Origin of the sequence: Citrobacter sp. JUb117 (assembly GCF_024809055.1) — a bacterium.
In the GTDB taxonomy this organism is placed as follows: Bacteria; Pseudomonadota; Gammaproteobacteria; order Enterobacterales; family Enterobacteriaceae; genus Citrobacter; species Citrobacter gillenii.
In genome coordinates this window covers 90,854-116,195 of record NZ_JANUFB010000003.1, presented here as the reverse complement: position 1 = coordinate 116,195, position 25,342 = coordinate 90,854, and the positions used below count along the sequence as shown (strand labels likewise).

General features: G+C 54.2%; 17 protein-coding genes and 3 tRNA genes. 14 read left to right on the top strand and 6 right to left on the bottom strand.

Annotation, left to right across the window (positions count from 1 at the left end; translation table 11 throughout):
- Positions 1-106: 106 nt before the first annotated feature.
- Together M2374_RS07950 and mutH are read right to left on the bottom strand one after the other, a co-directional pair.
- Positions 107-820, bottom strand: a complete 714-nt coding sequence (locus M2374_RS07950; protein WP_096755846.1) for a TerC family protein — start codon at positions 818-820, stop codon at positions 107-109.
- Between the two features lie 78 nt (positions 821-898).
- Positions 899-1,591 carry a DNA mismatch repair endonuclease MutH gene (mutH, locus tag M2374_RS07945; protein WP_135911462.1) on the bottom strand — a complete coding sequence of 231 codons (693 nt, stop codon included), beginning with the start codon at positions 1,589-1,591 and terminating at the stop codon, positions 899-901.
- 684 nt (positions 1,592-2,275) lie between these two features.
- Between mutH and rppH the strand changes: the two genes are divergently transcribed.
- The 12 genes from rppH to recD all read left to right on the top strand — a co-directional run bounded on the left by rppH (position 2,276) and on the right by recD (position 20,685).
- Positions 2,276-2,806: an RNA pyrophosphohydrolase gene (rppH, locus tag M2374_RS07940; protein WP_003825602.1), complete on the top strand. Its 531-nt coding sequence runs from the start codon at positions 2,276-2,278 to the stop codon at positions 2,804-2,806.
- A 12-nt stretch (positions 2,807-2,818) separates the two neighbouring features.
- On the top strand, positions 2,819-5,065 hold the full coding sequence (gene ptsP / locus M2374_RS07935) for a phosphoenolpyruvate--protein phosphotransferase (protein ID WP_115257570.1): 2,247 nt from the start codon (positions 2,819-2,821) through the stop codon (positions 5,063-5,065).
- 205 nt (positions 5,066-5,270) lie between these two features.
- Positions 5,271-6,146, top strand: coding sequence for a prolipoprotein diacylglyceryl transferase (gene lgt / locus M2374_RS07930; RefSeq protein ID WP_115257571.1), 876 nt, complete (start codon positions 5,271-5,273; stop codon positions 6,144-6,146).
- A gap of 6 nt (positions 6,147-6,152) precedes the next feature.
- Positions 6,153-6,947: a thymidylate synthase gene (thyA, locus tag M2374_RS07925; RefSeq protein ID WP_096755850.1), complete on the top strand. Its 795-nt coding sequence runs from the start codon at positions 6,153-6,155 to the stop codon at positions 6,945-6,947.
- 184 nt (positions 6,948-7,131) lie between these two features.
- Complete coding sequence (locus tag M2374_RS07920; RefSeq protein ID WP_117343821.1) at positions 7,132-7,602, top strand: prepilin peptidase-dependent protein; 471 nt, start codon at positions 7,132-7,134, stop codon at positions 7,600-7,602.
- Positions 7,593-8,156 carry a prepilin peptidase-dependent protein gene (locus tag M2374_RS07915; RefSeq protein ID WP_181688782.1) on the top strand — a complete coding sequence of 188 codons (564 nt, stop codon included), beginning with the start codon at positions 7,593-7,595 and terminating at the stop codon, positions 8,154-8,156. The genes M2374_RS07920 and M2374_RS07915 overlap by 10 nt, the downstream gene beginning before the upstream one ends.
- A complete protein-coding gene (locus M2374_RS07910; protein WP_181630293.1) occupies positions 8,153-8,560 on the top strand; it encodes a DUF2509 family protein in 408 nt (135 codons plus the stop codon). Before M2374_RS07915 ends, M2374_RS07910 begins: the two co-directional genes overlap by 4 nt.
- Entirely contained in the window at positions 8,545-8,868 is a 324-nt protein-coding gene (locus M2374_RS07905) for a prepilin-type N-terminal cleavage/methylation domain-containing protein (protein WP_096755854.1), read from the top strand. The genes M2374_RS07910 and M2374_RS07905 overlap by 16 nt, the downstream gene beginning before the upstream one ends.
- Positions 8,869-8,880: 12 nt before the next feature.
- Positions 8,881-12,249 (top strand): exodeoxyribonuclease V subunit gamma, encoded by a 3,369-nt coding sequence (recC, locus tag M2374_RS07900; RefSeq protein WP_181688783.1) that lies wholly within the window; start codon positions 8,881-8,883, stop codon positions 12,247-12,249.
- Between the two features lie 177 nt (positions 12,250-12,426).
- Entirely contained in the window at positions 12,427-15,315 is a 2,889-nt protein-coding gene (gene ptrA / locus M2374_RS07895) for a pitrilysin (RefSeq protein WP_181491016.1), read from the top strand.
- Positions 15,308-18,853: an exodeoxyribonuclease V subunit beta gene (gene recB, locus M2374_RS07890; RefSeq protein WP_181688784.1), complete on the top strand. Its 3,546-nt coding sequence runs from the start codon at positions 15,308-15,310 to the stop codon at positions 18,851-18,853. Before ptrA ends, recB begins: the two co-directional genes overlap by 8 nt.
- Positions 18,850-20,685 (top strand): exodeoxyribonuclease V subunit alpha, encoded by a 1,836-nt coding sequence (recD, locus tag M2374_RS07885; protein WP_181218056.1) that lies wholly within the window; start codon positions 18,850-18,852, stop codon positions 20,683-20,685. Before recB ends, recD begins: the two co-directional genes overlap by 4 nt.
- A 47-nt stretch (positions 20,686-20,732) precedes the next feature.
- On the opposite strand, the gene argA is transcribed toward recD, so the two are convergent.
- Positions 20,733-22,064, bottom strand: a complete 1,332-nt coding sequence (argA, locus tag M2374_RS07880) for an amino-acid N-acetyltransferase (RefSeq protein WP_096755859.1) — start codon at positions 22,062-22,064, stop codon at positions 20,733-20,735.
- Positions 22,065-22,299: 235 nt separating this feature from the next.
- Between argA and amiC the strand changes: the two genes are divergently transcribed.
- Positions 22,300-23,553 carry an N-acetylmuramoyl-L-alanine amidase AmiC gene (amiC, locus tag M2374_RS07875; protein ID WP_096755860.1) on the top strand — a complete coding sequence of 418 codons (1,254 nt, stop codon included), beginning with the start codon at positions 22,300-22,302 and terminating at the stop codon, positions 23,551-23,553.
- 74 nt (positions 23,554-23,627) lie between these two features.
- Here the strand turns inward: amiC and M2374_RS07870 are convergent.
- The 3 genes from M2374_RS07870 to M2374_RS07860 form a co-directional block, all read right to left on the bottom strand.
- Positions 23,628-23,704: transfer RNA gene (locus M2374_RS07870), tRNA-Met, on the bottom strand.
- A 34-nt stretch (positions 23,705-23,738) separates the two neighbouring features.
- Positions 23,739-23,815, bottom strand: a tRNA-Met gene (locus M2374_RS07865).
- A gap of 65 nt (positions 23,816-23,880) precedes the next feature.
- Positions 23,881-23,957 (bottom strand) — tRNA-Met (locus M2374_RS07860).
- Positions 23,958-24,161: 204 nt separating this feature from the next.
- Between M2374_RS07860 and mltA the strand changes: the two genes are divergently transcribed.
- Complete coding sequence (gene mltA / locus M2374_RS07855; RefSeq protein ID WP_096755869.1) at positions 24,162-25,259, top strand: murein transglycosylase A; 1,098 nt, start codon at positions 24,162-24,164, stop codon at positions 25,257-25,259.
- The last annotated feature ends 83 nt before the right edge of the window (positions 25,260-25,342 follow it).

The window sequence follows — 25,342 nt, the reverse complement described above, 5'->3', positions numbered from 1 at the left end:
AGTAATAACGCGAAGTTATGCCGGGCGAAAGCAGTAAAATCTTAATCTGTGAGAAGAAAAGGTGATGTGGGTCGTCGCTCCCCTTGCAGGAGAGCGACTGATGGGGTCAGAGCGGGTTCTTTTTATTGCGCAACAGGTTCAAGGTCTCTACACCGATAGAGAAGAACATGGCGAAATAAATGTACCCTTTCGGCACATGCACATCGAAACTTTCCAGAATCAGCGTGAAGCCGACCAGGATCAGGAAAGAGAGTGCCAGCATTTTTACTGAGGGATGGCGATCCACAAATTCACCAATCGGGCGTGCCGCAAACATCATCACGCCGACGGCAATAACTACCGCCGCCATCATGATAAACAGATGATCGGACAAGCCTACTGCGGTGATGACGGAGTCCAGGCTGAAGATAATGTCTAACAACATGATCTGCACAATTGCCCCGAGGAACGAGGATACGCGCGTTTTCAGCCCTTCTTCTTCACCTTCTATAGACTCATGAATCTCCTTACTGGCTTTCCAGATCAGGAACAATCCACCAAGCAGAAGGATCAGGTCACGCGCTGAGATCGCCTCGCCAAACACCTCAAACAGCGGGTTGGTCAGACGCGTGACCCAGGCGATAGACGCCAGTAGTGCCAGACGCATGATCATCGCTGCCGCCAGCCCGATACGTCGGGCATGACTGCGTTGTGCGGTCGGGAGTTTAGCAACGACCAAAGAAAGGAAAATAATATTGTCGATCCCTAGAACGATCTCCAGCAGCGTCAGCGTACCGAGCGCCAGCCAGGCGTTAGGATCGGTTATCCATGCAAATAACATCGAACAAAGTCCTGCCAAAAAAAAGAAGCGCTAATTATAGGCGCGTAACGCGGCGGGCGAAAGGCCGGGCTGTGCCTATTACGTCTGGAATAAAAAATGACGCTCCAGCAGCGCGCGCGTGAAGTTCTTTTTTAGATAAAAACCGCGTGGCAGGGTCAGAATTGGCTCACCATTCGCGCCAATGGCTTCGGTTAGCGCTTTCGCATTGGCGGCTTTTGGGCGTAGCTGTAACACTTCCCCATGGCGGGCGGTGATGCGTTCGACGTGGCCCAGCACAATCATGTCCATCAATTCTTCCCAGTCCAGGCGTAATTGCCGGTCTTCTTCTTCATTCGGACTCCATAACAGCGGGGATCCTACGCGACGTTGGGCTAACGGGATGCTGCGCTCCCCTTCCACCGGCACCCACAGCACACGTTTAAGCTTATGGCGGACATGGCTGGTTTCCCATGTTACGCCGGTATTGCCGGTTAATGGTGCTACGCAAACGAAGGTGGTTTCCAGCGGTCTGCCAAGACTGTCCACAGGGATCGTTTTCAGCTCTACGCCTAGCGCCGCAAAATCCTGCTCCGGCTTGCTGCCCGCGCTGGCGCCGAGCCAGATCTCCAGCAGTACGCCGATCCAGCCTTTGTCCCGTTTCAAATCGTTGGGGGTTACAATCCCCGCCATTGCCGCCAGCTCCCCTAACGTGTAGCCCGAAAGCCGCCGTGCCTGGGCAAGCAGCAGGGCTTCGGATTCAGGGGGAGAAAGCAGTGGCTGGAGTTCTGACATTGAGTTAACCCTTAGGCGAAAAAATGAGCAATGATTTTATACCGAGTGGACAGAGTTTATCTTTTTCCACAAGCTTTACTCAATTATCTGATTTATATTGATTTTTAAATTTCATAATCAAGAGTTGCGCAACAACCGATGAGGTTTTCCAATTCTGGTCACTGACAATGAACAGGATCTTACACCATGTTATCCACAGAAAGATGGGATAACTGTGAAAAACCCCCACTACTGTTTCAATTTACAGCCTTGACGTGCGACGAAAATCGAATTTTCACACAAATTGTGCCTAACTTATTGGCACAATCTGTGGATAAAACCAACGCTGGTTGATCTTTCATCAGCTCGAGGATCGTATGCGTGATATACATCACATTTCTGTGTGTTGGGTGACAGTATTTGCTTTTAACTCAATGAATATAGACGACTAATTTTTATATGTGACAAAGGTCATATTCAGACTGTTCCGGGTTTTCCCATAGTAATTCCGTACTTCTTCACAACTATATCCACAGAAAAGGTGAATAAAATCGCCTAACTCAGCCTACCTCTGTTTATAACTCAGTCCTTTGCTGTGAGTTATTCAATTGTTATTAGAGTCTCGTGTGCTTAACACAGTGGTTTACCGCCTCTCAGGAGTGTGAAACAATCGTTTATATATAAGGTTTATGTTGAGGTAGTCCGGTGATTGATGACGATGGCTACCGCCCGAATGTAGGAATAGTAATTTGTAACCGCCAGGGGCAGGTCATGTGGGCCCGGCGATTTGGTCAGCACTCCTGGCAATTCCCGCAAGGTGGGATAAACGCGGGAGAGACAGCAGAGCAGGCGATGTACCGGGAACTGTTTGAAGAAGTGGGCCTCAGTCGTAAAGATGTGCGGATCCTGGCTTCTACTCGTAACTGGTTGCGTTACAAGTTACCGAAACGTTTGGTGCGTTGGGACACGAAGCCGGTTTGTATCGGCCAGAAACAAAAATGGTTCCTTCTGCAATTGGTAAGCAGCGATGCTGAGATCAATATGCAAACCAGCAGCACGCCCGAGTTCGATGGCTGGCGTTGGGTGAGTTACTGGTATCCGGTTCGACAGGTAGTGTCATTTAAACGCGATGTCTATCGCAGGGTGATGAAAGAATTCGCAAGTGTTGTGATGGCGCTTCAGGAGAGTACCCCAAAGCCGCAAAGCGCACCTGCGTACAGACGTAAAAGAGGTTAAGCTACGCAAATTATGCTCACCCGCCTGCGCGAAATAGTCGAAAAGGTGGCCAGTGCTCCGCGTCTTAATGAGGCGCTGAATATTCTGGTTACCGACATCTGTCTTGCGATGGATACAGAGGTCTGTTCGGTTTATCTGGCCGATCACGACCGACGTTGTTATTACCTGATGGCGACCCGGGGACTCAAAAAACCACGCGGTCGCACCGTTGCGCTTGCGTTTGATGAAGGTATCGTTGGCCTGGTTGGCAGGCTGGCGGAACCAATTAACCTCGCCGATGCGCAAAAACACCCCAGCTTCAAATACATCCCTTCAGTAAAAGAAGAGCGATTCCGCGCCTTCTTAGGCGTGCCGATCATTCAGCGCCGCCAGCTATTGGGTGTGCTGGTGGTCCAGCAGCGTGAACTGCGCCAGTACGATGAAAGCGAAGAGTCATTCCTGGTGACGCTCGCCACGCAAATGGCCGCCATTCTTTCTCAGTCGCAGCTCACCGCGTTGTTTGGTCAATACCGGCAAACGCGCATTCGTGCGTTGCCTGCCGCACCCGGCGTGGCGATTGCCGAAGGCTGGCAGGATGCCACGCTGCCGCTGATGGAGCAGGTGTATCAGGCGTCAACCCTGGATCCGGTACTAGAACGCGAACGACTGACTGAGGCGCTGGAAGAAGCCGCCAATGAATTCCGCCGCTACAGTAAGCGCTTTACGGCGGGAGCACAAAAAGAGACGGCGGCGATCTTCGATCTTTACTCGCACCTGCTTTCCGATACCCGTCTGCGCCGCGAGCTGTTTGCAGAAGTGGACAACGGTTCGGTGGCGGAGTGGGCGGTTAAAACGATTATCGAGAAGTTCGCTGAACAGTTTGCCGCCCTCAGTGATAACTATCTCAAAGAGCGGGCCGGGGATTTACGTGCGCTCGGCCAGCGTCTGCTGTTCCATCTTGACGATTCGATTCAGGGGCCAAATGCCTGGCCGGAACGTTTCGTGTTGGTGGCAGATGAGCTTTCCGCGACCACGCTGGCAGAGCTTCCGCAGGACCGACTAGTTGGTGTGGTGGTCAGAGACGGCGCTGCCAACTCCCATGCGGCAATTATGGTGCGCGCGCTGGGTATTCCGACTGTGATGGGGGCCGACATCCAGCCGTCGGTACTCCACCGCCGTACGCTGGTGGTGGACGGTTATCGCGGCGAGCTGCTGGTTGATCCTGAACCGGTTTTGATTCAGGAATATCAGCGACTTATCAGTGAAGAGATTGAACTCAGTCGCCTGGCAGAAGATGACGTTAACCAGCCAGCCCAGTTGAAAAGCGGCGAGCGCGTTAAGGTGATGCTCAACGCCGGGCTGAGTCCGGAACACGAGCAAAAACTGGGAAGCCGGATCGACGGCATCGGGCTGTATCGCACCGAAATTCCGTTCATGCTACAAAGCGGGTTTCCGTCAGAAGAAGAACAGGTTGCCCAGTATCAGGGCATGCTGCAAATGTTTAACGACAAGCCGGTGACTCTGCGTACGCTGGACGTCGGGGCTGATAAGCAACTGCCTTACATGCCCATCAGTGAAGAGAATCCGTGCCTTGGCTGGCGCGGGATCCGCATTACGCTCGATCAGCCGGAGATCTTTTTGATCCAGGTCCGCGCAATGCTGCGTGCCAACGCGGCAACCGGCAACCTGAGTATTTTGCTACCGATGGTCACCAGTATTGATGAAGTTGACGAAGCGCGGCGCTTGATTGAGCGCGCCGGGCGCGAAGTGGAAGAGATGATCGGCTACGCGATCCCGAAACCGCGTATCGGCATCATGCTGGAAGTCCCGTCGATGGTCTTTATGCTGCCGCATCTGGCGAACAGGGTCGATTTTATCTCGGTGGGTACCAACGATCTGACCCAATATATTCTGGCAGTCGATCGTAACAATACGCGGGTCGCCAGCATTTATGACAGCCTGCATCCTGGGATGTTACGTGCGTTGGCGATGATTGCCCAGGAAGCCGAGAGAAGCGGCATCGATTTACGCTTGTGCGGCGAAATGGCGGGTGACCCAATGTGTGTGACCATTTTAATCGGTCTGGGTTTTCGCCACTTATCAATGAACGGTCGTTCTGTGGCACGAGTGAAATATCTGCTGCGCCACATCGATTTTGATGAAGCGCAAACGCTGGCACAGCGCAGCCTGGAAGCGCAACTGGCGACGGAAGTGCGCCATCAGGTGGCGGCATTTATGGAACGCCGCGGTATGGGCGGTTTGATTCGCGGGGGGCTGTAAGTCTGAATTGTCGGCCTGATCATCACTGTTTCATCTGGCATCCCTGTTGGTGTCTGGCTTACCTATACAGATCTTTTACATCTTCCCGGCATGCGTGGTGATCCCCTTGTGCTATCATTCGCACCTTCGGAGCGCCTGTATCATACAGGCGCGCTTATCAATTGCTGTCTGACTTCAGCGAAATAACAAGAACTTGTGGTGACAGATGACCAGTAGCTATCTGCATTTTCCGGAATTCGATCCGGTCATTTTCTCAATTGGACCCGTCGCACTTCACTGGTACGGCATGATGTATTTGGTGGGGTTTATTTTCGCGATGTGGCTGGCGACGCGCCGCGCTAATCGCCCAGGAAGTGGCTGGACCAAAAACGAAGTTGAAAACTTACTCTATGCAGGCTTCCTCGGGGTGTTCCTCGGTGGGCGTATCGGTTACGTACTGTTCTACAACTTCCCTCTGTTCCTTGATAATCCGCTGTATCTGTTCCGCGTCTGGGATGGCGGAATGTCATTCCACGGTGGTCTCATCGGTGTGATCCTGGTGATGATTATCTTCGCCAAACGCACCAAGCGTTCGTTCTTCCAGGTCTCTGACTTCATTGCTCCTTTGATTCCGTTTGGTCTGGGTGCGGGACGACTGGGCAACTTTATCAACGGCGAACTGTGGGGACGCGTTGACCCTAACTTCTCATATAGCATGTTGTTCCCGGGCTCGCGTACCGAAGACATCTTACTGCTGCAAACCAACCCGCAGTGGCAATCTATTTTCGATACCTACGGTTCGCTGCCTCGTCACGCGTCTCAGCTTTATGAGATGGCGTTGGAAGGCGTGGTGCTGTTTATCATTCTTAACCTGTTCATTCGTAAACCGCGTCCGATGGGCTCGGTCTCCGGTCTGTTCCTGATTGGCTACGGCGCGTTTCGTATCATCGTTGAATTTTTCCGCCAGCCGGATCAGCAGTTTACCGGCGAATGGGTACAGTACATCAGCATGGGGCAGATCCTGTCTATCCCGATGATTGTCGCCGGTATCATTATGATGGTTTGGGCGTACCGCCGCAGCCCACAGCAACACGCTTCCTGAGGAATCATGAAACAGTATTTAGAACTGATGCAAAAAGTGCTGGATGAAGGCACGCAGAAAAACGACCGTACCGGAACCGGAACGCTTTCCATTTTTGGTCATCAGATGCGTTTTAATCTGCAGGAAGGATTCCCGCTGGTTACCACTAAACGCTGCCATTTGCGCTCTATCATTCATGAACTGCTGTGGTTTTTGCAGGGCGACACTAACGTGGCCTACCTGCACGAAAACAACGTTTCTATCTGGGATGAGTGGGCAGATGAAAACGGCAATCTGGGCCCGGTCTATGGTAAACAGTGGCGCGCGTGGCCAACGCCAGATGGCCGCCATATTGATCAGATCACCACGGTGCTTAACCAGCTGAAGAATGATCCGGACTCTCGCCGTATTATCGTTTCTGCGTGGAACGTAGGCGAACTGGATAAGATGGCGCTGGCGCCGTGCCATGCGTTCTTCCAGTTCTATGTGGCAGACGGCAAGCTCTCCTGTCAGCTGTATCAGCGTTCGTGCGATGTGTTCCTCGGCCTGCCGTTTAACATTGCCAGCTATGCTTTGCTGGTCCATATGATGGCGCAGCAGTGCAACCTTGAAGTCGGTGATTTTGTCTGGACCGGCGGTGATACGCACCTGTACAGCAACCACATGGAGCAAACGCACCTGCAGCTCAGCCGCGAACCGCGTGCCTTGCCGAAGCTGGTCATCAAGCGTAAGCCTGACTCTATCTTCGACTATCGTTTCGATGATTTCGAGATTGAAGGTTACGATCCGCACCCTGGTATTAAAGCGCCGGTTGCTATCTAATCGACCGCTACCCTGCCACGACCGACGCCCTCGCGCGTCGGTTTTTTTTGCCCTGATTTCAGTTTTTCGACGCTGATTCCTGAAATTTTGCAATGCGCTGAAACGAAGCAAATATTCCCCGAAGCTCGCCGAACAACCCGAATTCCCCACTCGTGATTATTTTCCTTATCGCCATACTGGCGGCATGAAAAAACAACAGGGCTATACGCTAATTGAAACGCTGGTGGCAATGCTCATCATCGTCACGCTAAGCGCGTCAGGGCTATATGGCTGGCAACGCTGGCAGCAACAGCAACGATTGTGGCAAACCGTCGTTCAGGTGCAGGACTACCTGCTGCAACTGCGCGAGGATGCCAACTGGCATAACCGTGACCATGTCATCGGCGTTATCAGAGAGGGAACGTCATGGTGTTTGGTCAGCTCTGCTGCGGCTCAAAATACCTGTAAGCCCGCTTCTGCGTTGGTGTTAATCCCGCGCTGGGATGATGTTGAGATGGCAGACATCACGCCATCGCTGGCCTTTTTTGGCCTGCGCAACACCGCATGGGCTGGACATATTGGCCTAAAAAATGCCGCGGGTGAACGGTGGGTGGTGATATCGAACTGGGGGCGAATTCGGCTTTGTGAGCGTGATGAGGCAGATGTATGTCGGTAAACGAACGCGGTTTTTCATTGCTGGAGGTGCTGATAGCAATGGCTATCAGCAGCGTTTTGCTACTGGGGGCTGCGCGCTTTTTACCGGCGCTTCAGCACGATATATTGCTCAACACGCGCCAGTTAGCCCTTGAAGATGATCTCTGGCAGCGAGCCTATACGGTGGCTAAACATCTCCAGCGGGCAGGGTACTGTCACGGAAACTGTAGCGGTGAAGGGCTGGTGATATCGGGACACGGTGATTGCGTAATTGCGCGTTGGGACGCTAACGGTAACGGCATTTGGGAGACAACCCCAGCTAAAGACGCTGACCAGATAGGTTTTCGTTTACAAGACCAGGTGCTGGAAACCTTGCGTGGTGCGACATCCTGCGATGGAAAGGGCTGGGATAAAATGACCGATCCTGGCACTGTTCTGATTGAGACATTTCAGGTTGAACGCCAGAACATCAGCGGATTTGCGCCCATCCTGACCTTGCGTCTGCGCGGAGCCAGCAAAAGTGCGCCACAAAAGGTTATTGAAGCGCGCTATAGCGTGACGGGGTTTAACCTGTGAACCGGGAACGCGGCGTATCGTCCCTGGCGATGGTGCTTTTGCTTCTGCTGCTCGGCGGTCTGCTGCTCCAGGGGCTTAGCCAACAGGAAGCCAGTTTTGCTTCGCGCGTTGCCATAGAAAGTCAGGCTTTGCAGCGCCAGGCTGTGGTGCAATCCGCCATGGAATGGGGACGTATGCAGTCCTGGCAACGGCAACCGGCCGTGCAATGCCGGCGAGATTCAACCGCGAATGCAGCTGTATGCCTGCGATTACATGGCGAGAATAACGTGTTGCTTATTACCGACTATGAAGGGATGTCACTATGGCGGCAGGGCGAGGTTATCGATGGCAATATTGTATTTTCCGCACATGGCTGGAGCGATTTCTGCCCGCTAAGAGAGGCTGCTCTGTGCCTGCTACCCTGAACCGGCAACGCGGTTTTAGCCTGCCAGAAGTGATGCTGGCAATGGTACTTATGGTCATGATTGTGACCGCATTGTCGGGGTATCAAAGGGTATTAATGAACAGTTTCCTCATCAGAAGTCAGTACCAGCAGCTGTGGCGTCATGCGTGGATGCAAACCCAAATGACGGCATTTCCGTCGCCGTTAAACTGGCAGGTAAACCGAATGCAGACAACGCGGGCGGGATGTGTCAGCATCAACGTCAAACTTTCTTCACCCTTGGGCAGGCAAGGTCAAATGACGCGTCTGCACTGCCCAAACAGTCAGTAGTCAGGAGCCGCTATGTTAAGGGTCTACCACTCCAATCGTCTGGATGTGCTGGAAGCGTTAATGGAATATATCGTTGAGCGCGACCGGCTCATCGATCCCTTTGAACCTGAAATGATCCTGGTTCAAAGTACCGGCATGGCGCAATGGCTACAAATGACCCTGGCACAGAAGTTCGGCATTGCCGCCAATATTGACTTCCCGCTACCTGCGAGTTTTATCTGGGATATGTTTGTGCGGGTACTGCCGGATATCCCAAAAGAAAGTGCGTTCAGCAAGCAGAGTATGAGCTGGAAGCTGATGACGCTGCTGCCGCAGTTGCTGGATGACGAGGCGTTCACGCTGCTGGGCCAGTATCTGACAGACGATACCGACAAGCGTAAGCTGTTTCAGCTCTCCTCACGTGCCGCTGACCTGTTTGACCAGTACTTAGTCTACCGCCCTGACTGGTTGACGCAGTGGGAGTCGGGGAAACAGGTTGAAGGATTGGGGGAGTCTCAGGCCTGGCAGGCACCGTTGTGGAAAGCGTTGGTGGAATACACCGCAGAGTTGGGGCAAGAGCGCTGGCATCGCGCCAATTTATATCAGCGATTTATTCAGACCCTGGAAAATGCCTCAAGCTGTCCGCAGGGGCTGCCCGCTCGCGTCTTTATTTGCGGCATTTCCGCACTGCCGCCCGTGTATCTTCAGGCCCTGCAGGCGCTGGGGAAGCATATTGAAATTCATCTGCTGTTTACTAATCCATGTCGTTACTACTGGGGTGATATTAAAGACCCCGCGTATCTGGCAAAGCTGCTGGCACGTCAGCGTCGGCATAGCTTTGAAGAACGTCATCTGCCGCTGTTTCGTGATAGCCAGAATGCTGAAGAGTTGTTTAACAGCGACGGCGAACAGGATGTCAGTAACCCGCTGCTGGCCTCGTGGGGCAAACTGGGGCGAGACTATATTTACCTGCTTTCCGAACTGGAAAACAGCCAGGAGCTGGATGCGTTTGTGGATATCACGCCTGACAATCTTTTGCATAACATTCAGTCGGATATCCTTGAACTGGAAAGCCGGGCTGTGGCGGGCGTTAATCTGGAGGAGTATTCGCGCAGCGATAATAAGCGCTTACTTGAGCCGAATGACACCAGCGTAACGTTTCATGTCTGCCACAGCCCACAGCGTGAGGTGGAAATTCTTCATGACCGCCTGCTGGCGATGCTGGCGGCGGACCCAACGCTGACGCCGCGCGATATCATCGTCATGGTGGCGGATATCGACAGCTATAGCCCCTTTATTCAGGCTGTTTTTGGCAGCGCGCCGGCCGATCGCTATTTACCGTATGCCATTTCTGACCGTCGTGCGCGCCAGTCCCATCCGGTTTTACAGGCGTTTATTAGCCTGCTGTCGCTGCCGGACAGCCGCTTTGTCTCCGAGGATGTGCTGGCATTACTGGATGTTCCCGTGCTGGCGGCGCGCTTCAACATCAACGAAGAAGGACTGCGCTATCTCCGCTTATGGGTGAATGAGTCAGGCATTCGCTGGGGCATTGACGATGACAACGTGCGTGAACTGGAACTGCCGCCGACAGGCCAACACACCTGGCAATTTGGTTTGACGCGCATGCTGTTGGGCTATGCGATGGAAAGTGCGCAGGGGGAGTGGCAATCCGTACTGCCGTATGATGAGTCCAGCGGTTTGATCGCCGAACTGGTGGGGCATCTGGCTTCGCTGTTGATGAAACTGAATCTCTGGCGTCGGGGTCTGGCGCAGGAACGTCCGCTGGAAGAGTGGTTGCCTGTTTGCAACGACATGCTTAATGATTTCTTCCTGCCGGATGTGGATACCGAAGCGGCAATGACGCTGATTAAAGATCAGTGGCAGGCCATTATCGCTGAAGGTCTGGGGGCTAAATACGGCGAGGCCGTGCCGCTTTCGCTGTTACGCGATGAGCTGGCACAACGGCTCGATCAGGAACGCATTAGCCAGCGTTTCCTCGCAGGTCCGGTCAATATCTGTACCCTGATGCCGATGCGATCGATTCCTTTCAAGGTAGTGTGTCTGCTGGGCATGAACGACGGCGTTTATCCGCGCCAGCTTGCGCCTCTGGGTTTTGATCTGATGAGCCAAAAGCCGATGCGTGGTGACCGAAGCCGCCGCGATGATGACCGCTATCTGTTTCTGGAAGCCCTGATTTCGGCGCAGCAAACGCTCTACATCAGCTACATTGGTCGTTCAATCCAGGACAACAGCGAACGCTTTCCGTCGGTGCTGGTACAAGAGTTGCTGGACTACATTGGGCAAAGCCACTATTTGCCGGGTGATGAAGCGCTCACCTGTGATGAAAGCGAGGCCCGGGTAAAAGCGCACATAACCCGTTTGCATACCCGCATGCCTTTTGACGCACAAAACTATCTGCCGGGAGAGCAGCAAAGTTATGCCCGGGAGTGGCTGCCCGCGGCGAGCCTGACAGGCAAAGCACACACTGATTTTGTGCAACCACTGCCATATGTCATGCCTGAAATCCTGACACTAGAGACGCTGCAGAGATTTTGGGCACACCCGGTGCGGGCTTTTTTCCAGATGCGGCTACAGGTGAACTTCCGCTCTGAAGAGAGTGATATTCCGGAGACAGAACCCTTTATCCTTGAAGGATTAACCCGCTATCAGCTTAATCAGCAGCTGCTTAACACGCTGGTTGAACAGCATGATGCGGAGCGTTTGTTCCGTCACTTCCGTGCGGCAGGCTCGCTGCCTTTCGGGGCATTTGGCGAAATCCTATGGGATGCCCAGCGCCAGGAAATGCAGTCGCTGGCCGAGCGTATTATCGCTTGTCGCCAGCCGGGTCAGAGTATGGAGATCGATCTCAACTGCAACGGCGTGCAAATCACCGGGTGGCTACCGCAGGTTCAGCAGGACGGTTTGTTGCGCTGGCGCCCATCTTTGTTAAGCGTTTCTCAGGGCGTGCAACTTTGGCTGGAACATCTTGTCTATTGTGCCAGTGGTGGAATGGGTGAGAGCCGGCTGTTCCTGCGTAAAGATGCAGAGTGGCGTTTTCCTCCACTGGATGCCGAGCAGGCAATGCGCTACCTGGCGCAGCTTGTTGACGGGTATCGCGAGGGCATGTCATCGCCGTTGCTGGTGCTACCGGAAAGCGGTGGGGCATGGATAAAAACCTGTTATGACGCCGCAAATGATGCCATGTTAGAGGACGACGACACGCGGCAAAAAGCGCGTAGTAAGTTTTTGCAGGCCTATGAAGGCAACATGATGGTACGCGGTGAGGGTGACGATATCTGGTATCAACGCCTGTGGCGTCAGCTGGAGCCGGATACGCTGGAGGCCATTGTGGCGCAGTCTCAGCGCTTTTTGTTACCGTTATTTCGCTTTAATCAGTCATGATGATTGTATAAAAATTGCGCAATTCGATGGCTTCCTCTATGATGCGCTTTCTGTCACGGACTGATTCTTACACATAAGATGCTGACTCGTTCAGCACAAAGTCTTGCCCTGTTCAGACCCCGCCTTTCTGCGTGGTTTGCTGTGAACAGGTGAATACGTTAATGATGAGGTTTGTGAATGCCCCGCAGCACCTGGTTTTGCGCAATACTGTTGTTCGTCGCCTTTTGGGCGCCCGTAAGTCAGGCAGATACCGGTTGGCAGCCCTTAGCTGAAACCATCCGTAAAAGCGATAAAGATACCCGCCAGTATCAGGCCGTGCGCCTGGACAACGGCATGGTTGTGTTGCTGGTATCCGATCCCCAGGCCGTGAAATCCCTTTCCGCACTGGTGGTGCCCGTTGGGTCTCTGGAAGATCCCGACGATCATCAGGGGCTGGCGCATTACCTCGAACACATGTGCCTGATGGGCTCGAAAAAATACCCGCAGCCGGATAGCTTAGCGGAATTCCTTAAAATGCACGGCGGCAGCCACAATGCCAGCACGGCGCCTTATCGCACGGCTTTCTATCTTGAAGTTGAAAACGACGCGCTGCTCGGGGCGGTGGATCGTCTGGCGGACGCCATTGCCGAACCGTTGCTGGATAAAAAATATGCCGATCGCGAGCGTAATGCCGTTAACTCTGAGCTGACGCTGGCGCGTACCCGTGACGGTATGCGTATGGCGCAGGTGAGTGCCGAGACCATCAACCCGGCGCACCCGGGCTCGCGCTTCTCCGGCGGTAACTTGCAAACGCTGAGCGACAAGCCGGGTAATCCGGTGCTGCAGGCTTTACAGACGTTTCATGAAAAGTACTACTCGGCAAACGTGATGAAGGCGGTAATTTACAGCAATAAACCGCTGCCAGAACTGGCGCGGATAGCCGCTGATACCTTCGGACGGGTGCCAAACAAAAATATCGAAAAGCCGGAAATCACCGTCCCGGTAGTTACCGACGCGCAAAAGGGCATCATAATCCACTATGTCCCGGCGATGCCGCGTAAAGTGCTGCGCATTGAGTTTCGTATTGATAACAATAGCGCACAGTTTCGCAGTAAAACCGATGAGCTGGTGACGTACCTGATTGGCAACCGCAGCCCTGGTACCTTGTCTGACTGGCTGCAAAAGCAGGGATTAGTGGAAGGCATCCGTGCGGACTCTGACCCGGTGGTCAACGGTAACAGCGGTGTATTAGCCATTTCCGCGACCTTAACCGACAAAGGCCTGGCGAATCGCGATGAAGTGGTCGCGGCCATCTTTAGCTATCTCAACCTGTTACGCGATAAAGGCGTCGATAAACGTTATTTCGACGAACTGGCGCACGTGCTGGATCTCGACTTCCGCTATCCGTCCATCACCCGTGATATGGACTATGTGGAATGGCTGGCAGATACCATGATCCGCGTTCCGGTAGAACATACGCTGGATGCGGTAAATATTGCCGACCAGTACGATGCGAAAGCCGTGCAGCAGCGTCTGGCGATGATGACGCCGCAGAACGCGCGTATTTGGTACATCAGCCCGAAAGAGCCGCACAACAAAACCGCATACTTTGTTGATGCGCCTTATCAGGTCGATAAAATAAGCGATAAAACCTTCGCTGACTGGCAGCAAAAAGCGCAGGGCATTGCGCTGTCTTTGCCGGAGTTAAACCCCTATATTCCTGACGATTTCACGCTGATTAAAGCGGATAAAAAATATGCGCGTCCGGATCTGATTGTCGATGAGCCGGATTTACGCGTGGTCTATGCGCCGAGCCAGTATTTTGCCACTGAGCCGAAGGCCGACGTCAGCGTGATCCTGCGTAACCCGAAGGCGATGGACAGTGCCAAAAACCAGGTGTTATTCGCGCTTAACGATTACCTGGCAGGCATTGCGCTTGACCAGTTGAGTAATCAGGCTGCGGTGGGCGGTATTGGCTTCTCGACCAACGCCAACAACGGTTTGATGCTCAACGCTAACGGTTATACGCAACGTTTACCGCAGCTTTTTCAGGCGCTGCTGAGCGGTTATTTCAGCTATACCTCTACGGAGGAACAACTGGAACAGGCGAAATCCTGGTACGCGCAGATGATGGACTCTGCGGAAAAAGGCAAAGCCTACGACCAGGCGATTATGCCGGTACAGATGCTTTCTCAGGTGCCGTACTTCTCGCGTGATGAGCGCCGTAAGTTGCTGCCTTCTATTACCTTAAATGAGGTGATGACCTACCGTGACACGTTAAAAGCCGGGGCGCGACCTGAATTCCTCGTGATTGGTAATATGAGCGAGGCGCAGGCGAAGACCATGGCGCGGGACATCCAGAAACAGCTGGGTGCTAACGGCTCGGAGTGGTGTCGTAACAAAGATGTGGTGGTGGACAAAAAGCAGTCCGTTATCTTTGAAAAAGCGGGCAGCAGTACAGACTCCGCGCTGGCGGCGGTATTTGTCCCCACCGGCTACGATGAATACACCAGCTCAGCCTACAGCGCCATGTTAGGACAGATTGTGCAGCCGTGGTTCTACAATCAGCTGCGTACCGAAGAGCAGTTGGGATATGCCGTATTTGCCTTCCCGATGAGCGTAGGCCGTCAGTGGGGGATGGGCTTCCTGCTGCAAAGCAGTGACAAGCAGCCGTCTTATTTGTGGGACCGCTACAAAGCATTTTTCCCCACGGCGGAAGCGAAGCTGCGGGCGATGAAAGCCGATGAGTTCGCGCAAATTCAGCAGGCTATCATTGCGCAAATGCTGCAGGCGCCGCAAACGTTAGGGGCAGAAGCTTCGCAGTTAAGCAAAGATTTCGATCGGGGTAATATGCGCTTCGATTCACGTGATAAAATCGTGGCTCAGATTAAACTGCTGACGCCGCAAAAGCTTGCCGATTTCTTCCATCAGGCGGTGGTTGAGCCGCAAGGCATGGCGATACTGTCACAGGTTTCCGGCAGTCAGAACGGGAAAGCAGACTATGTGCACCCGGAAGGCTGGAAAGTGTGGCAGACCGTCAGCGCGTTGCAGCAAACCTTACCCCTGATGAGTGAAAAGAATGAATGATGCCGCTGAGTCCCTTGATCCTCTCCGCTTGCCCCTGACGGGCGAGCGTCTGATTGAAGCCTCCGCAGGCACCGGTAAAACCTTTACCATCGCCGCCCTGTATTTACGTTTACTGCTTGGACTGGGCGGCTCTGCCGCCTTTCCCCGTCCGCTGACCGTCGAAGAGCTATTAGTGGTCACCTTTACGGAGGCGGCTACTGAAGAACTGCGTGGACGTATTCGTAGCAACATCCATGAACTGCGCATTGCTTGCCTGCGTGAAACCACCGAAAACCCGCTGTACGTCCGTCTGTTAGATGAAATTGCCGATAAAAAGCAGGCCGCGCAGTGGCTGCTGCTGGCTGAACGACAGATGGATGAAGCGGCGGTGTTTACCATCCACGGTTTTTGTCAGCGCATGCTCAGTCTCAATGCCTTTGAGTCCGGCATGTTGTTTGAACAACAGCTGATTGAAGATGAATCACTGCTGCGTTATCAGGCCTGCGCGGACTTTTGGCGTCGGCATTGCTACCCGCTGTCTCGCGATATTGCGCAGGTGGTTTTTGAAACGTGGAAAGGGCCGCAGGCGCTGCTGAGGGATATCGATCGCTACTTGCAAGGGGAAGCGCCGGTCATTAAAGCGCCGCCGTCAGCAGATGAAACGCTGGCATCCCGACACGAAAAAATCCTCGCACGCATCAACCAAATCAAGCAGCAATGGTGCGATTCGGTTGATGAGCTGGACGGATTGCTGGAAGCCTCGGGGATCGACAGACGTAAATTTAACCGGGGTAATCAGGGCAAGTGGATTGAGAAGATAAGCGCCTGGGCGCAGGAAGAAACGCAAAGTTATCAGTTGCCGGATGCCCTGGAAAAATTCTCCCAGCGTTTTCTGGAAGAACGTACCAAAGCGGGCGGCATCACGCCACAGCATCCGCTCTTTGTTGCCATTGATGAACTGCTCGCTGAGCCGCTGACTATTCGCGACTTGGTGATCACACGGGCACTGGCGGAGATCCGCGAAACGGTGGCTGCAGAAAAACGCCGACGCGGTGAGCTGGGTTTTGACGATATGCTCAGTCGTCTCGATGCGGCGCTGCGCAGTGAAAGCGGCGACGCACTGGCGACAGCCATCCGTAGCCGTTTTCCGGTGGCAATGATTGATGAATTCCAGGACACCGATCCGCAGCAATATCGCATTTTCCGCCGTATCTGGCAGCATCAGCCGGATACGGCCCTGCTGCTGATTGGCGACCCGAAACAGGCGATTTACGCGTTTCGCGGCGCGGATATTTTTACCTATATGAAGGCGCGCAGCGAAGTGAGCGCGCACTACACGCTCGACACCAACTGGCGCTCGGCGCCTGGCATGGTTAATGGTGTGAATACGCTGTTTAGCCAGATGACCGACGCCTTTATGTTCCGCGAGATCCCCTTTAGTCCGGTGAAATCCGCCGAAAAAAATCAGTCGTTGCGGTTTGTCCTGAACGGTGAAACACAGCCAGCGATCAACATGTGGTTGATGGACGGGGAAAGTTGCGGTGTCGGTGACTATCAGAATTACATGGCCCGGGTTTGTGCAACGCAAATTCGTGACTGGCTGAAAGCCGGACACGCGGGCAAGGCGCTTCTGACGAGCGCTAAAACATCACGACCGGTACGCGCGTCGGATATCAGCGTGCTGGTGCGCAGTCGCCAGGAGGCAGCGCTCATCCGCGATGCGCTGACGCAACTGGCGATCCCGTCGGTCTATCTTTCCAACCGTGACAGCGTCTTTGATACCCTCGAAGCGCAGGAACTGCTGTGGGTATTGCAGGCGGTGATGACGCCGGAGCGTGAAAATACGCTGCGTAGCGCACTGGCAACGTCGATGATGGGGCTGAATGCGCAGGATATCGAAACGCTCAATAATGATGAGCATGCCTGGGATGCGGTAGTCGAGGAGTTTGACGGCTACCGTCAGCTCTGGCACAAGCGCGGCGTGATGCCGATGCTTCGCGCGCTGATGTCGGCGCGTCAGATTGCGGAAAACCTGCTGGCAACGGCGGGAGGCGAGCGTCGCCTGACTGATATTTTACACATCAGCGAGCTGCTACAGGAAGCCGGTTCGCAGTTGGAAAGCGAGCATGCGCTGGTGCGCTGGTTATCCCAGCATATTCTTGAGCCGGACAGCAATGCATCCAGCCAGCAGCTCAGGCTGGAAAGCGATAAGCACCTGGTCAAAATCGTCACTATTCACAAATCGAAAGGGCTGGAATACCCGCTGGTCTGGCTGCCTTTCATCACTCATTTTCGCGTGCAGGATCAGGCGTTCTATCACGATCGCCGTTCGTTTGAAGCGGTGCTGGATCTCAGCCAGGCTGATGAGAGCATCGAGCTGGCTGAGGTTGAACGTCTGGCGGAAGACCTACGTCTGCTCTACGTCGCGCTGACCCGTTCGGTATGGCACTGCAGCCTTGGCGTTGCGCCGCTGGTACGCCGCCGGGGAGATAAAAAAGGTGACACCGATGTGCATCAAAGCGCGCTGGGCCGTCTGTTGCAAAAAGGCGAGCCGATGAACGCTGCCGGACTGCGCGCCGCCATTGATGCGCTTTGTAGTGACGATATTGCCTGTCGGGTCCCTGATGAACCGGACACCGAACGCTGGCTTTCTGCTGAAGAAAGCCGCGAGCCGTTGAGCGCGCGGACGCTGCCGCGCCTGCCAGGCGATAACTGGCGCGTTACCAGTTATTCCGGCCTGCAACAGCGCGGGCACGGTATCGCGCAGGATCTGATCCCCCGGCTGGACGTTGATGCGGCGGGCGTCGGTGAAGCGATTGTGGAATCCGGACTCACGCCGCACCAGTTCCCGCGTGGGGCGTCACCGGGAACATTTTTGCATAGCCTGTTTGAAGCGCTTGATTTTACCCAGCCGGTGGACCCGCTTTGGGTGCAGGAACAACTCGCGCTTGGCGGCTATGACGTACATTGGGCGTCGGTTCTGACCCCGTGGCTGGAGGCCATTTTGCATGCTCCGCTCAACGAAACTGGCGTGAGCCTGAGCGCACTTTCAGCGCATGAAAAACAGGTGGAGATGGAGTTTTATCTGCCGATTTCGCAGCCGCTGATTGCCAGCCAACTGGATGCGTTGATCCGTCAGTATGACCCGCTCTCGGCGGGCTGTCCTCCGCTGGACTTTATGCAGGTACGCGGCATGCTGAAAGGGTTTATCGACCTGGTGTTCCGTCATCAGGGGCGTTATTACCTGCTCGACTACAAGTCTAACTGGCTGGGTGAAGACAGTACGGCGTACACCCAGCAGGCGATGGCCGCTGCCATGCAGGCGCATCGCTATGATCTGCAATATCAGCTTTATACCCTGGCACTGCACCGCTATTTACGTCATCGCATTGCAGACTACGACTATGAACGCCATTTTGGCGGCGTCATCTACCTCTTCCTGCGCGGCGTTGACAGCGAACAACCGCAGCAGGGGATTTACGCGACCCGACCTGACGCAGAATTGGTCGCTTTGATGGACGAGATGTTTGCCGGTGCGACACTGGAGGAGACGTTATGACAATCCAAACGCGATTACTGGAGGCGGTAGAGCAAAAGCAGCTCCGGGCGCTGGATGCCCAGTTTGCGCTGGCGGTTGCCGGTAACGATAACCCTGCGGTCACGCTGGCAGCGGCGCTACTCAGTCGTGAAGCGGGTGAGGGACACGTCTGTTTACCGCTTTCCCGTTTATCCTTAAGCGAAGACGCCCATCCTCTGCTGAGCGCCTGGCTGAGCGAAGCGGGTGAGCCTGCAGACTGGACTGAATGCCTGCTGGCCTCCGTGGCGGTGAGTCGTGGCGAGCGTCCCACTCCGTTGGTGCTGTACGGCGATCGCCTGTACCTGAACCGGATGTGGAATAACGAACGTACGGTCGCCCGTTTTTTCAGTGAAGTTAACCAGGCCATCGACGTCGATGAGTCGCGGCTGGCCCAGACGCTGGAGACGCTTTTTCCGCGAACAGAAGAGGGCGTTAACTGGCAAAAAGTGGCGGCGGCCGTGGCGCTGACTCGCCGTATATCGGTGATCTCCGGCGGACCGGGCACCGGTAAAACCACCACGGTTGCGAGGCTGCTGGCGGCATTGATTCAGATGACCGACGGCGAGCGCTGTCGTATTCGCCTGGCGGCACCGACGGGAAAAGCGGCGGCGCGTCTGACCGCATCGCTGGGCGCGGCACTGCGTGAGCTGCCGCTGACCGATGAGCAAAAGAAACGCATTCCGGATGATGCCAGTACGTTGCATCGGCTGTTGGGTGCACAGCCCGGCAGCCAGCGCCTGCGCCATCATGCGGGCAACCCCCTGCATCTTGATGTGTTGGTGGTGGATGAAGCCTCGATGATTGATTTGCCCATGATGTCACGCCTGATTGATGCGCTACCGCCGCACGGGCGGGTGATTTTTCTTGGCGATCGCGACCAGTTGGCGTCCGTTGAGGCGGGCGCGGTGCTGGGGGATATCTGTGCCTTTGTGAATGCCGGGTTTACCCCCGAACGCGCAAAACAGCTGAGTCGGTTGACCGGCAGCACCATTCCGGCGGGCGTGGGCACCCAGGCCGCCTCTTTGCGGGACAGCCTCTGTCTGCTGCAAAAAAGCTACCGTTTCGGCAGTGATTCCGGTATCGGCCAGCTGGCGTCGGCGATTAATCGCGGTGATAAAGCCGCGCTGAAAACGGTATTCCAGCAGGGATTTAGCGATATTGAAAAACGCACCCTGCGCAGCGGGGAAGACTATGTCGCTATGCTTGAAGAGGCGTTAGCCGGATATGGCCGCTACCTGACGTTGTTGCGCGAAGGCGCAGAGCCGGGGGCTGTCATTCAGGCATTTAATGAATATCAGCTGCTGTGCGCCCTGCGAGAAGGGCCATTCGGCGTAAGCGGACTGAATGAACGCCTTGAACAGGTGATGGTACAAAAACGTAAAATCCAGCGTTCCGCGCATACCCGCTGGTACGAGGGGCGACCGGTAATGATTGCGCGTAATGACAGTTCGCTGGGGCTGTTTAACGGAGATATCGGTATTGCGCTCGATCGTGGGCAGGGGCTGCGGGTATGGTTCGCTTTGCCGGATGGGTCCATCAAGTCGGTGCAGCCCAGCCGTTTGCCGGAACATGAAACCACCTGGGCGATGACGGTTCACAAATCGCAAGGGTCTGAATTTGATCATGCGGCGTTGATTTTGCCTAGCCAGCACTCGCCCGTTGTCACCCGCGAACTGGTATATACCGCCATTACCCGCGCGCGCCGCCGCCTGTCGTTGTACGCCGATGAGCGGATATTAACTGCGGCTGTTGCTATTCGCACGGAACGTCGCAGCGGGCTGTCTGCGCTGTTTAATGACGGCATTACAGAGTAGGTTTTGTTGGCCGGATAAGGCATTTATGCCATATCCGGCAACGACCTCTATCCCAAATCTGCCATCAGCACTTTTGACCGCCGCTGATAGTTGTACATCTCTTTCTTACTTTCCGGTAGCAGGTCGATATCCACCGGGGTAAAGCCGCGCTCCTGAAACCAGTGAATGCTGCGCGTGGTCAACACGAACAGCTTGCTGAGCCCCATTTGTCGGGCTTGCACGGCGATCCGCTCCAGCAAAACCTCGCCACGCGACGAACTACGATAGTCCGGATGCACCGCCACGCAGGCCATTTCGCCAATTCGTTCTTCCGGGAAAGGGTACAACGCGGCACAGGCGATGGTCAGGTTATCGCGCTGAATAATGGTGAACTTGTCGATCTCCATTTCCAGTTGTTCGCGCGAGCGGCGAACCAGAATACCTTGCTGCTCTAGCGGACGGATCAGCTCCAGGATCCCGCCGATATCATTGATGGTTGCGCGACGGATCTGCTCGGCACTCTCCATCACGATTTGCGTCCCAATCCCGTCACGTGAGAACAGTTCTTGCAACAGCGTGCCGTCTTCCTGATAGCTAATCAGGTGGCAGCGGCGTACCCCGCTACGACAGGCTTTGACTGCACCCCGCAGGAAGCGCACGGTACCGGAGCTGTAGTCACCGATCGCTTCCTGGGCTTCAACGCGCGCCTGGGCCTCGTTGGGGAACAGTTCGGACACAATATCGCCATCATCGTTAATGACCCCTTGCGAGGAGCAAAAGCCGATCATCTTTTCCGCCTTCAGTTTGATGGCTAACTGAGTGGCGACCTCTTCAGACGTCAAGTTAAAGCTCTCGCCGGTCACGGAAACGGCGACAGGTCCCATCAGAACAATGGCGCCGCTGTCCAGTTGGCGGTGAATCGCCTCTTCATCAATACGACGAATGCGCCCGCTGTGGCAGTAATCGACGCCGTCATCCACGCCCAACGGCTGGGAGATAATAAAATTCCCGCTGACCACGTTGATGTGCGCACCCTGTAAGGGCGTATTGTTCAGGCTCATCGACAGGCGTGCAGTAATATCAAGCTGGAGCAGACCAGCTGCCTGTTTGACCAGCTCCAGCGTTTTGGCGTCGGTCACGCGCGTATTCTTGTGATACACCGGCTCATGATGATGCGCAGCAAGATTGGCATCAATCTGTGGCCGTGCGCCATACACCACAACCAGGCGAATGCCGAGGCTATGAAGGAGTCCAATATCATTGACGATACTGGAAAAATTTTCATGCTCGATGGCTTCGCCGCCCAGCATAATGACAAACGTTTTTCCCCGATGGGTATTGATATAGGGAACAGAATGGCGGAATCCCTGTACCAGCTCGGTTCTACGCTCCTTCACCACGGCACACCTCTATTGCATGATTATTCGTAATTTGTGTATTTTTATTCTGTTTTCGCGTTGTGCGCAAGCGTAATTTTTATTCCTGCTAAAGATTTTTCCCAGTAATGCCGTGAATATAAAAAGAATGTTTACCCTTTTGTAGATGACAGATTATGCGTCATTCGTTAAAGTTTCCGGTCAATTCGGACGTTTTACGTATTACCTCTACTAAAGATTTCTTTTGCTCGGGAGAAGCATGTCGGGATCCAATTCAGCAATCAGTCGCCGCCGTTTACTGAAAGGTGCGGGTGCTATGTGGCTTTTGAGCGTCAGTCAGGTCGGTTTGGCTGCCGTGAGTCAGGTCGTTGCGGTGCGCGTATGGCCAGCGTCCAGCTATACCCGCGTCACGGTAGAATCCAATCGTCTGCTGAAATACAAACAGTTTGCCCTGAGTAATCCTGAGCGTGTGGTGGTAGATATTGAAGGCGTCAATTTGAACTCGGTGCTTAAGGGTATTGGGACGCAGATCCGCCCGGACGATCCGTACATCAAGTCGGCAAGAGTCGGGCAGTTTGACCCGCAGACCGTGCGTATGGTGTTTGAGCTGAAGCAAAATGTGAAGCCACAGCTTTTTGCGCTGGCACCGGTAGCGGGCTTTAAAGAACGACTGGTGATGGATCTCTATCCGGCCAATGCCCAGGATGTACAGGATCCTCTGCTGGCGTTGCTTGAAGATTACAACAAGGGCGATCTGGATAAGCAGGTGCCGCCTGCGCAAAGTGGTCCACAGCCGGGTAAAGCGGGGCGCGATCGTCCGATTGTCATTATGCTCGATCCCGGTCACGGCGGAGAAGACTCCGGTGCCGTGGGGAAATACAAGACGCGCGAAAAAGACGTGGTGCTACAAATTGCCCGCCGTCTGCGCGCGCTGATTGAGAAAGAAGGCAACATGAAGGTCTTTATGACGCGAAATGAAGATATCTTCATTCCGCTGAAGGTGCGCGTGGCTAAAGCTCAGAAACAGCGTGCCGATCTGTTTGTCTCTATTCACGCCGATGCGTTTACCAGCCGACAGCCCAGCGGTTCGTCGGTGTTCGCACTCTCCACCAAAGGCGCAACCAGTACGGCCGCAAAATTTTTGGCGCAAACCCAGAACGCCTCGGATCTTATTGGTGGCGTCAGCAAGAGTGGTGACCGCTACGTCGACCACACTATGTTTGATATGGTGCAGTCACTGACTATCGCCGACAGCCTGAAGTTTGGTAAAGCGGTACTGAATAAACTCGGTAAGGTGAATAATCTGCATAAGAACCAGGTTGAACAGGCCGGGTTTGCGGTACTGAAGGCCCCTGATATTCCGTCTATCCTCGTGGAAACGGCATTTATCAGTAACGTTGAAGAAGAGCGTAAGCTCAAAACAGCGACGTTCCAGCAGGAAGTGGCGGAGTCGATTCTGGCAGGGATCAAAGCGTATTTTGCCGATGGGGCGACGCTGGCAAGAAGGGGATAACAAAAAAGCGCTGAAAAGCGCTTTTTTTACGGGCCGTAGAAACAAAAAAACACCCGTCAGGGTGCTTAATGTATTGGTTGCGGGGGCCGGATTTGAACCGACGACCTTCGGGTTATGAGCCCGACGAGCTACCAGGCTGCTCCACCCCGCGTCACCGTACTGCTTTCTATTTTATCAAATTTGATTGGTTGCGGGGGCCGGATTTGAACCGACGACCTTCGGGTTATGAGCCCGACGAGCTACCAGGCTGCTCCACCCCGCGTCCGTCTTTTTGCTTTGTATTTGTGATTCGAACTACTTCGCAAAAATCTTACATCAAATTTTAATTGGTTGCGGGGGCCAGATTTGAACTGACGACCTTCGGGTTATGAGCCCGACGAGCTACCAGGCTGCTCCACCCCGCGTCCGTGGATGCGCACTATACTCTGCTAACGATTTCATGCAACCTTTTTTTACGTGGATCACTGTTTTAGGATGAAAATGAACAAAAACAACGCATTTCGGTCTATTTTTTGTTCAAAATTTGTCTTGAGGTATGTATTCGCATTTCATTAGGTTCAGGGGTTTGTTATCTTCATCTCGCATTCAGGCAACTTAAGACGAGAACAATGAAAGGACGTTGGGCAAAATATCTTCTGGCGGGGGCGGTAGTCGTGATGCTCGCCGCGTGTTCCTCTAAACCCACCGATCGTGGGCAGCAGTATAAAGACGGGAAATTGACCCAGCCTTTCTCACTGGTGAATCAGCCCGATGCGGTTGGCGCACCGATCAATGCCGGTGATTTTGCCGAGCAGGTAAATCAGATCCGCAGTTCCTCACCGCGTTTATATGGCAATCAGAGCAACGTCTACAACGCTATCCAGGAATGGTTACGCGCGGGCGGAGATACGCGCAGTATGCGCCAGTTCGGTATTGATGCCTGGCAAATGGAAGGGGCGGATAACTATGGTAACGTCCAGTTCACCGGCTACTACACGCCGGTCATCCAGGCGCGCCATACGCGTCAGGGGGAATTTCAGTACCCTATCTACCGCATGCCGCCAAAACGCGGACGCTTACCAACGCGTGCTGAAATCTACGCCGGGGCGCTGAGTGACAACTATATTCTTGCCTACAGCAACTCCCTGATGGATAACTTCATTATGGATGTGCAGGGTAGCGGCTATATCGACTTCGGCGATGGCAGCCCGCTTAACTTCTTTAGCTATGCCGGGAAAAATGGTCATGCCTACCGCAGTATTGGTAAAGTACTGATCGACCGTGGCGAAGTGAAGAAAGAAGATATGTCGATGCAGGCGATCCGCCACTGGGGCGAAACGCACAGCGAAGCCGAAGTACGTGAGCTGCTGGAGCAAAACCCGTCGTTCGTTTTCTTTAAACCACAATCTTATGCTCCGGTTAAAGGTGCCAGCGCAGTGCCGCTGATTGGCCGCGCATCGGTTGCCTCCGATCGCAGCATTATTCCAGCCGGTACGACGTTACTGGCAGAAGTCCCGCTGCTGGATAATAACGGCAAATTTACCGGTCAGTATGAACTGCGCTTGATGGTGGCACTGGATGTCGGTGGCGCTATTAAAGGCCAGCACTTTGATATCTACCAGGGTATTGGTGCCGATGCCGGACATCGCGCAGGTTGGTATAATCACTATGGTCGCGTCTGGGTGCTGAAGTCATCCGGCAGCGCGGGTAACGTATTTAGCGGCTAGTTGCCTGGCGGCTAGCCTTATCAGGCCTACAAATTAGCGCGTAGGCCGGATAAGCGAAGCGCCATCCGGCTATGAAACGACAC

Coding starts and splice junctions, on each gene's coding strand:
- M2374_RS07915 (WP_181688782.1), top strand. CDS start 7,593: ATGTCGGTAAACGAACGCGGTTTTTCATTGCTGGAGGTGCTGATAGCA.
- M2374_RS07950 (WP_096755846.1), bottom strand. CDS start 820: ATGTTATTTGCATGGATAACCGATCCTAACGCCTGGCTGGCGCTCGGT.
- ptrA (WP_181491016.1), top strand. CDS start 12,427: ATGCCCCGCAGCACCTGGTTTTGCGCAATACTGTTGTTCGTCGCCTTT.
- mltA (WP_096755869.1), top strand. CDS start 24,162: ATGAAAGGACGTTGGGCAAAATATCTTCTGGCGGGGGCGGTAGTCGTG.
- amiC (WP_096755860.1), top strand. CDS start 22,300: ATGTCGGGATCCAATTCAGCAATCAGTCGCCGCCGTTTACTGAAAGGT.
- lgt (WP_115257571.1), top strand. CDS start 5,271: ATGACCAGTAGCTATCTGCATTTTCCGGAATTCGATCCGGTCATTTTC.
- ptsP (WP_115257570.1), top strand. CDS start 2,819: ATGCTCACCCGCCTGCGCGAAATAGTCGAAAAGGTGGCCAGTGCTCCG.
- M2374_RS07920 (WP_117343821.1), top strand. CDS start 7,132: ATGAAAAAACAACAGGGCTATACGCTAATTGAAACGCTGGTGGCAATG.
- recB (WP_181688784.1), top strand. CDS start 15,308: ATGAATGATGCCGCTGAGTCCCTTGATCCTCTCCGCTTGCCCCTGACG.
- thyA (WP_096755850.1), top strand. CDS start 6,153: ATGAAACAGTATTTAGAACTGATGCAAAAAGTGCTGGATGAAGGCACG.
- recD (WP_181218056.1), top strand. CDS start 18,850: ATGACAATCCAAACGCGATTACTGGAGGCGGTAGAGCAAAAGCAGCTC.
- mutH (WP_135911462.1), bottom strand. CDS start 1,591: ATGTCAGAACTCCAGCCACTGCTTTCTCCCCCTGAATCCGAAGCCCTG.
- recC (WP_181688783.1), top strand. CDS start 8,881: ATGTTAAGGGTCTACCACTCCAATCGTCTGGATGTGCTGGAAGCGTTA.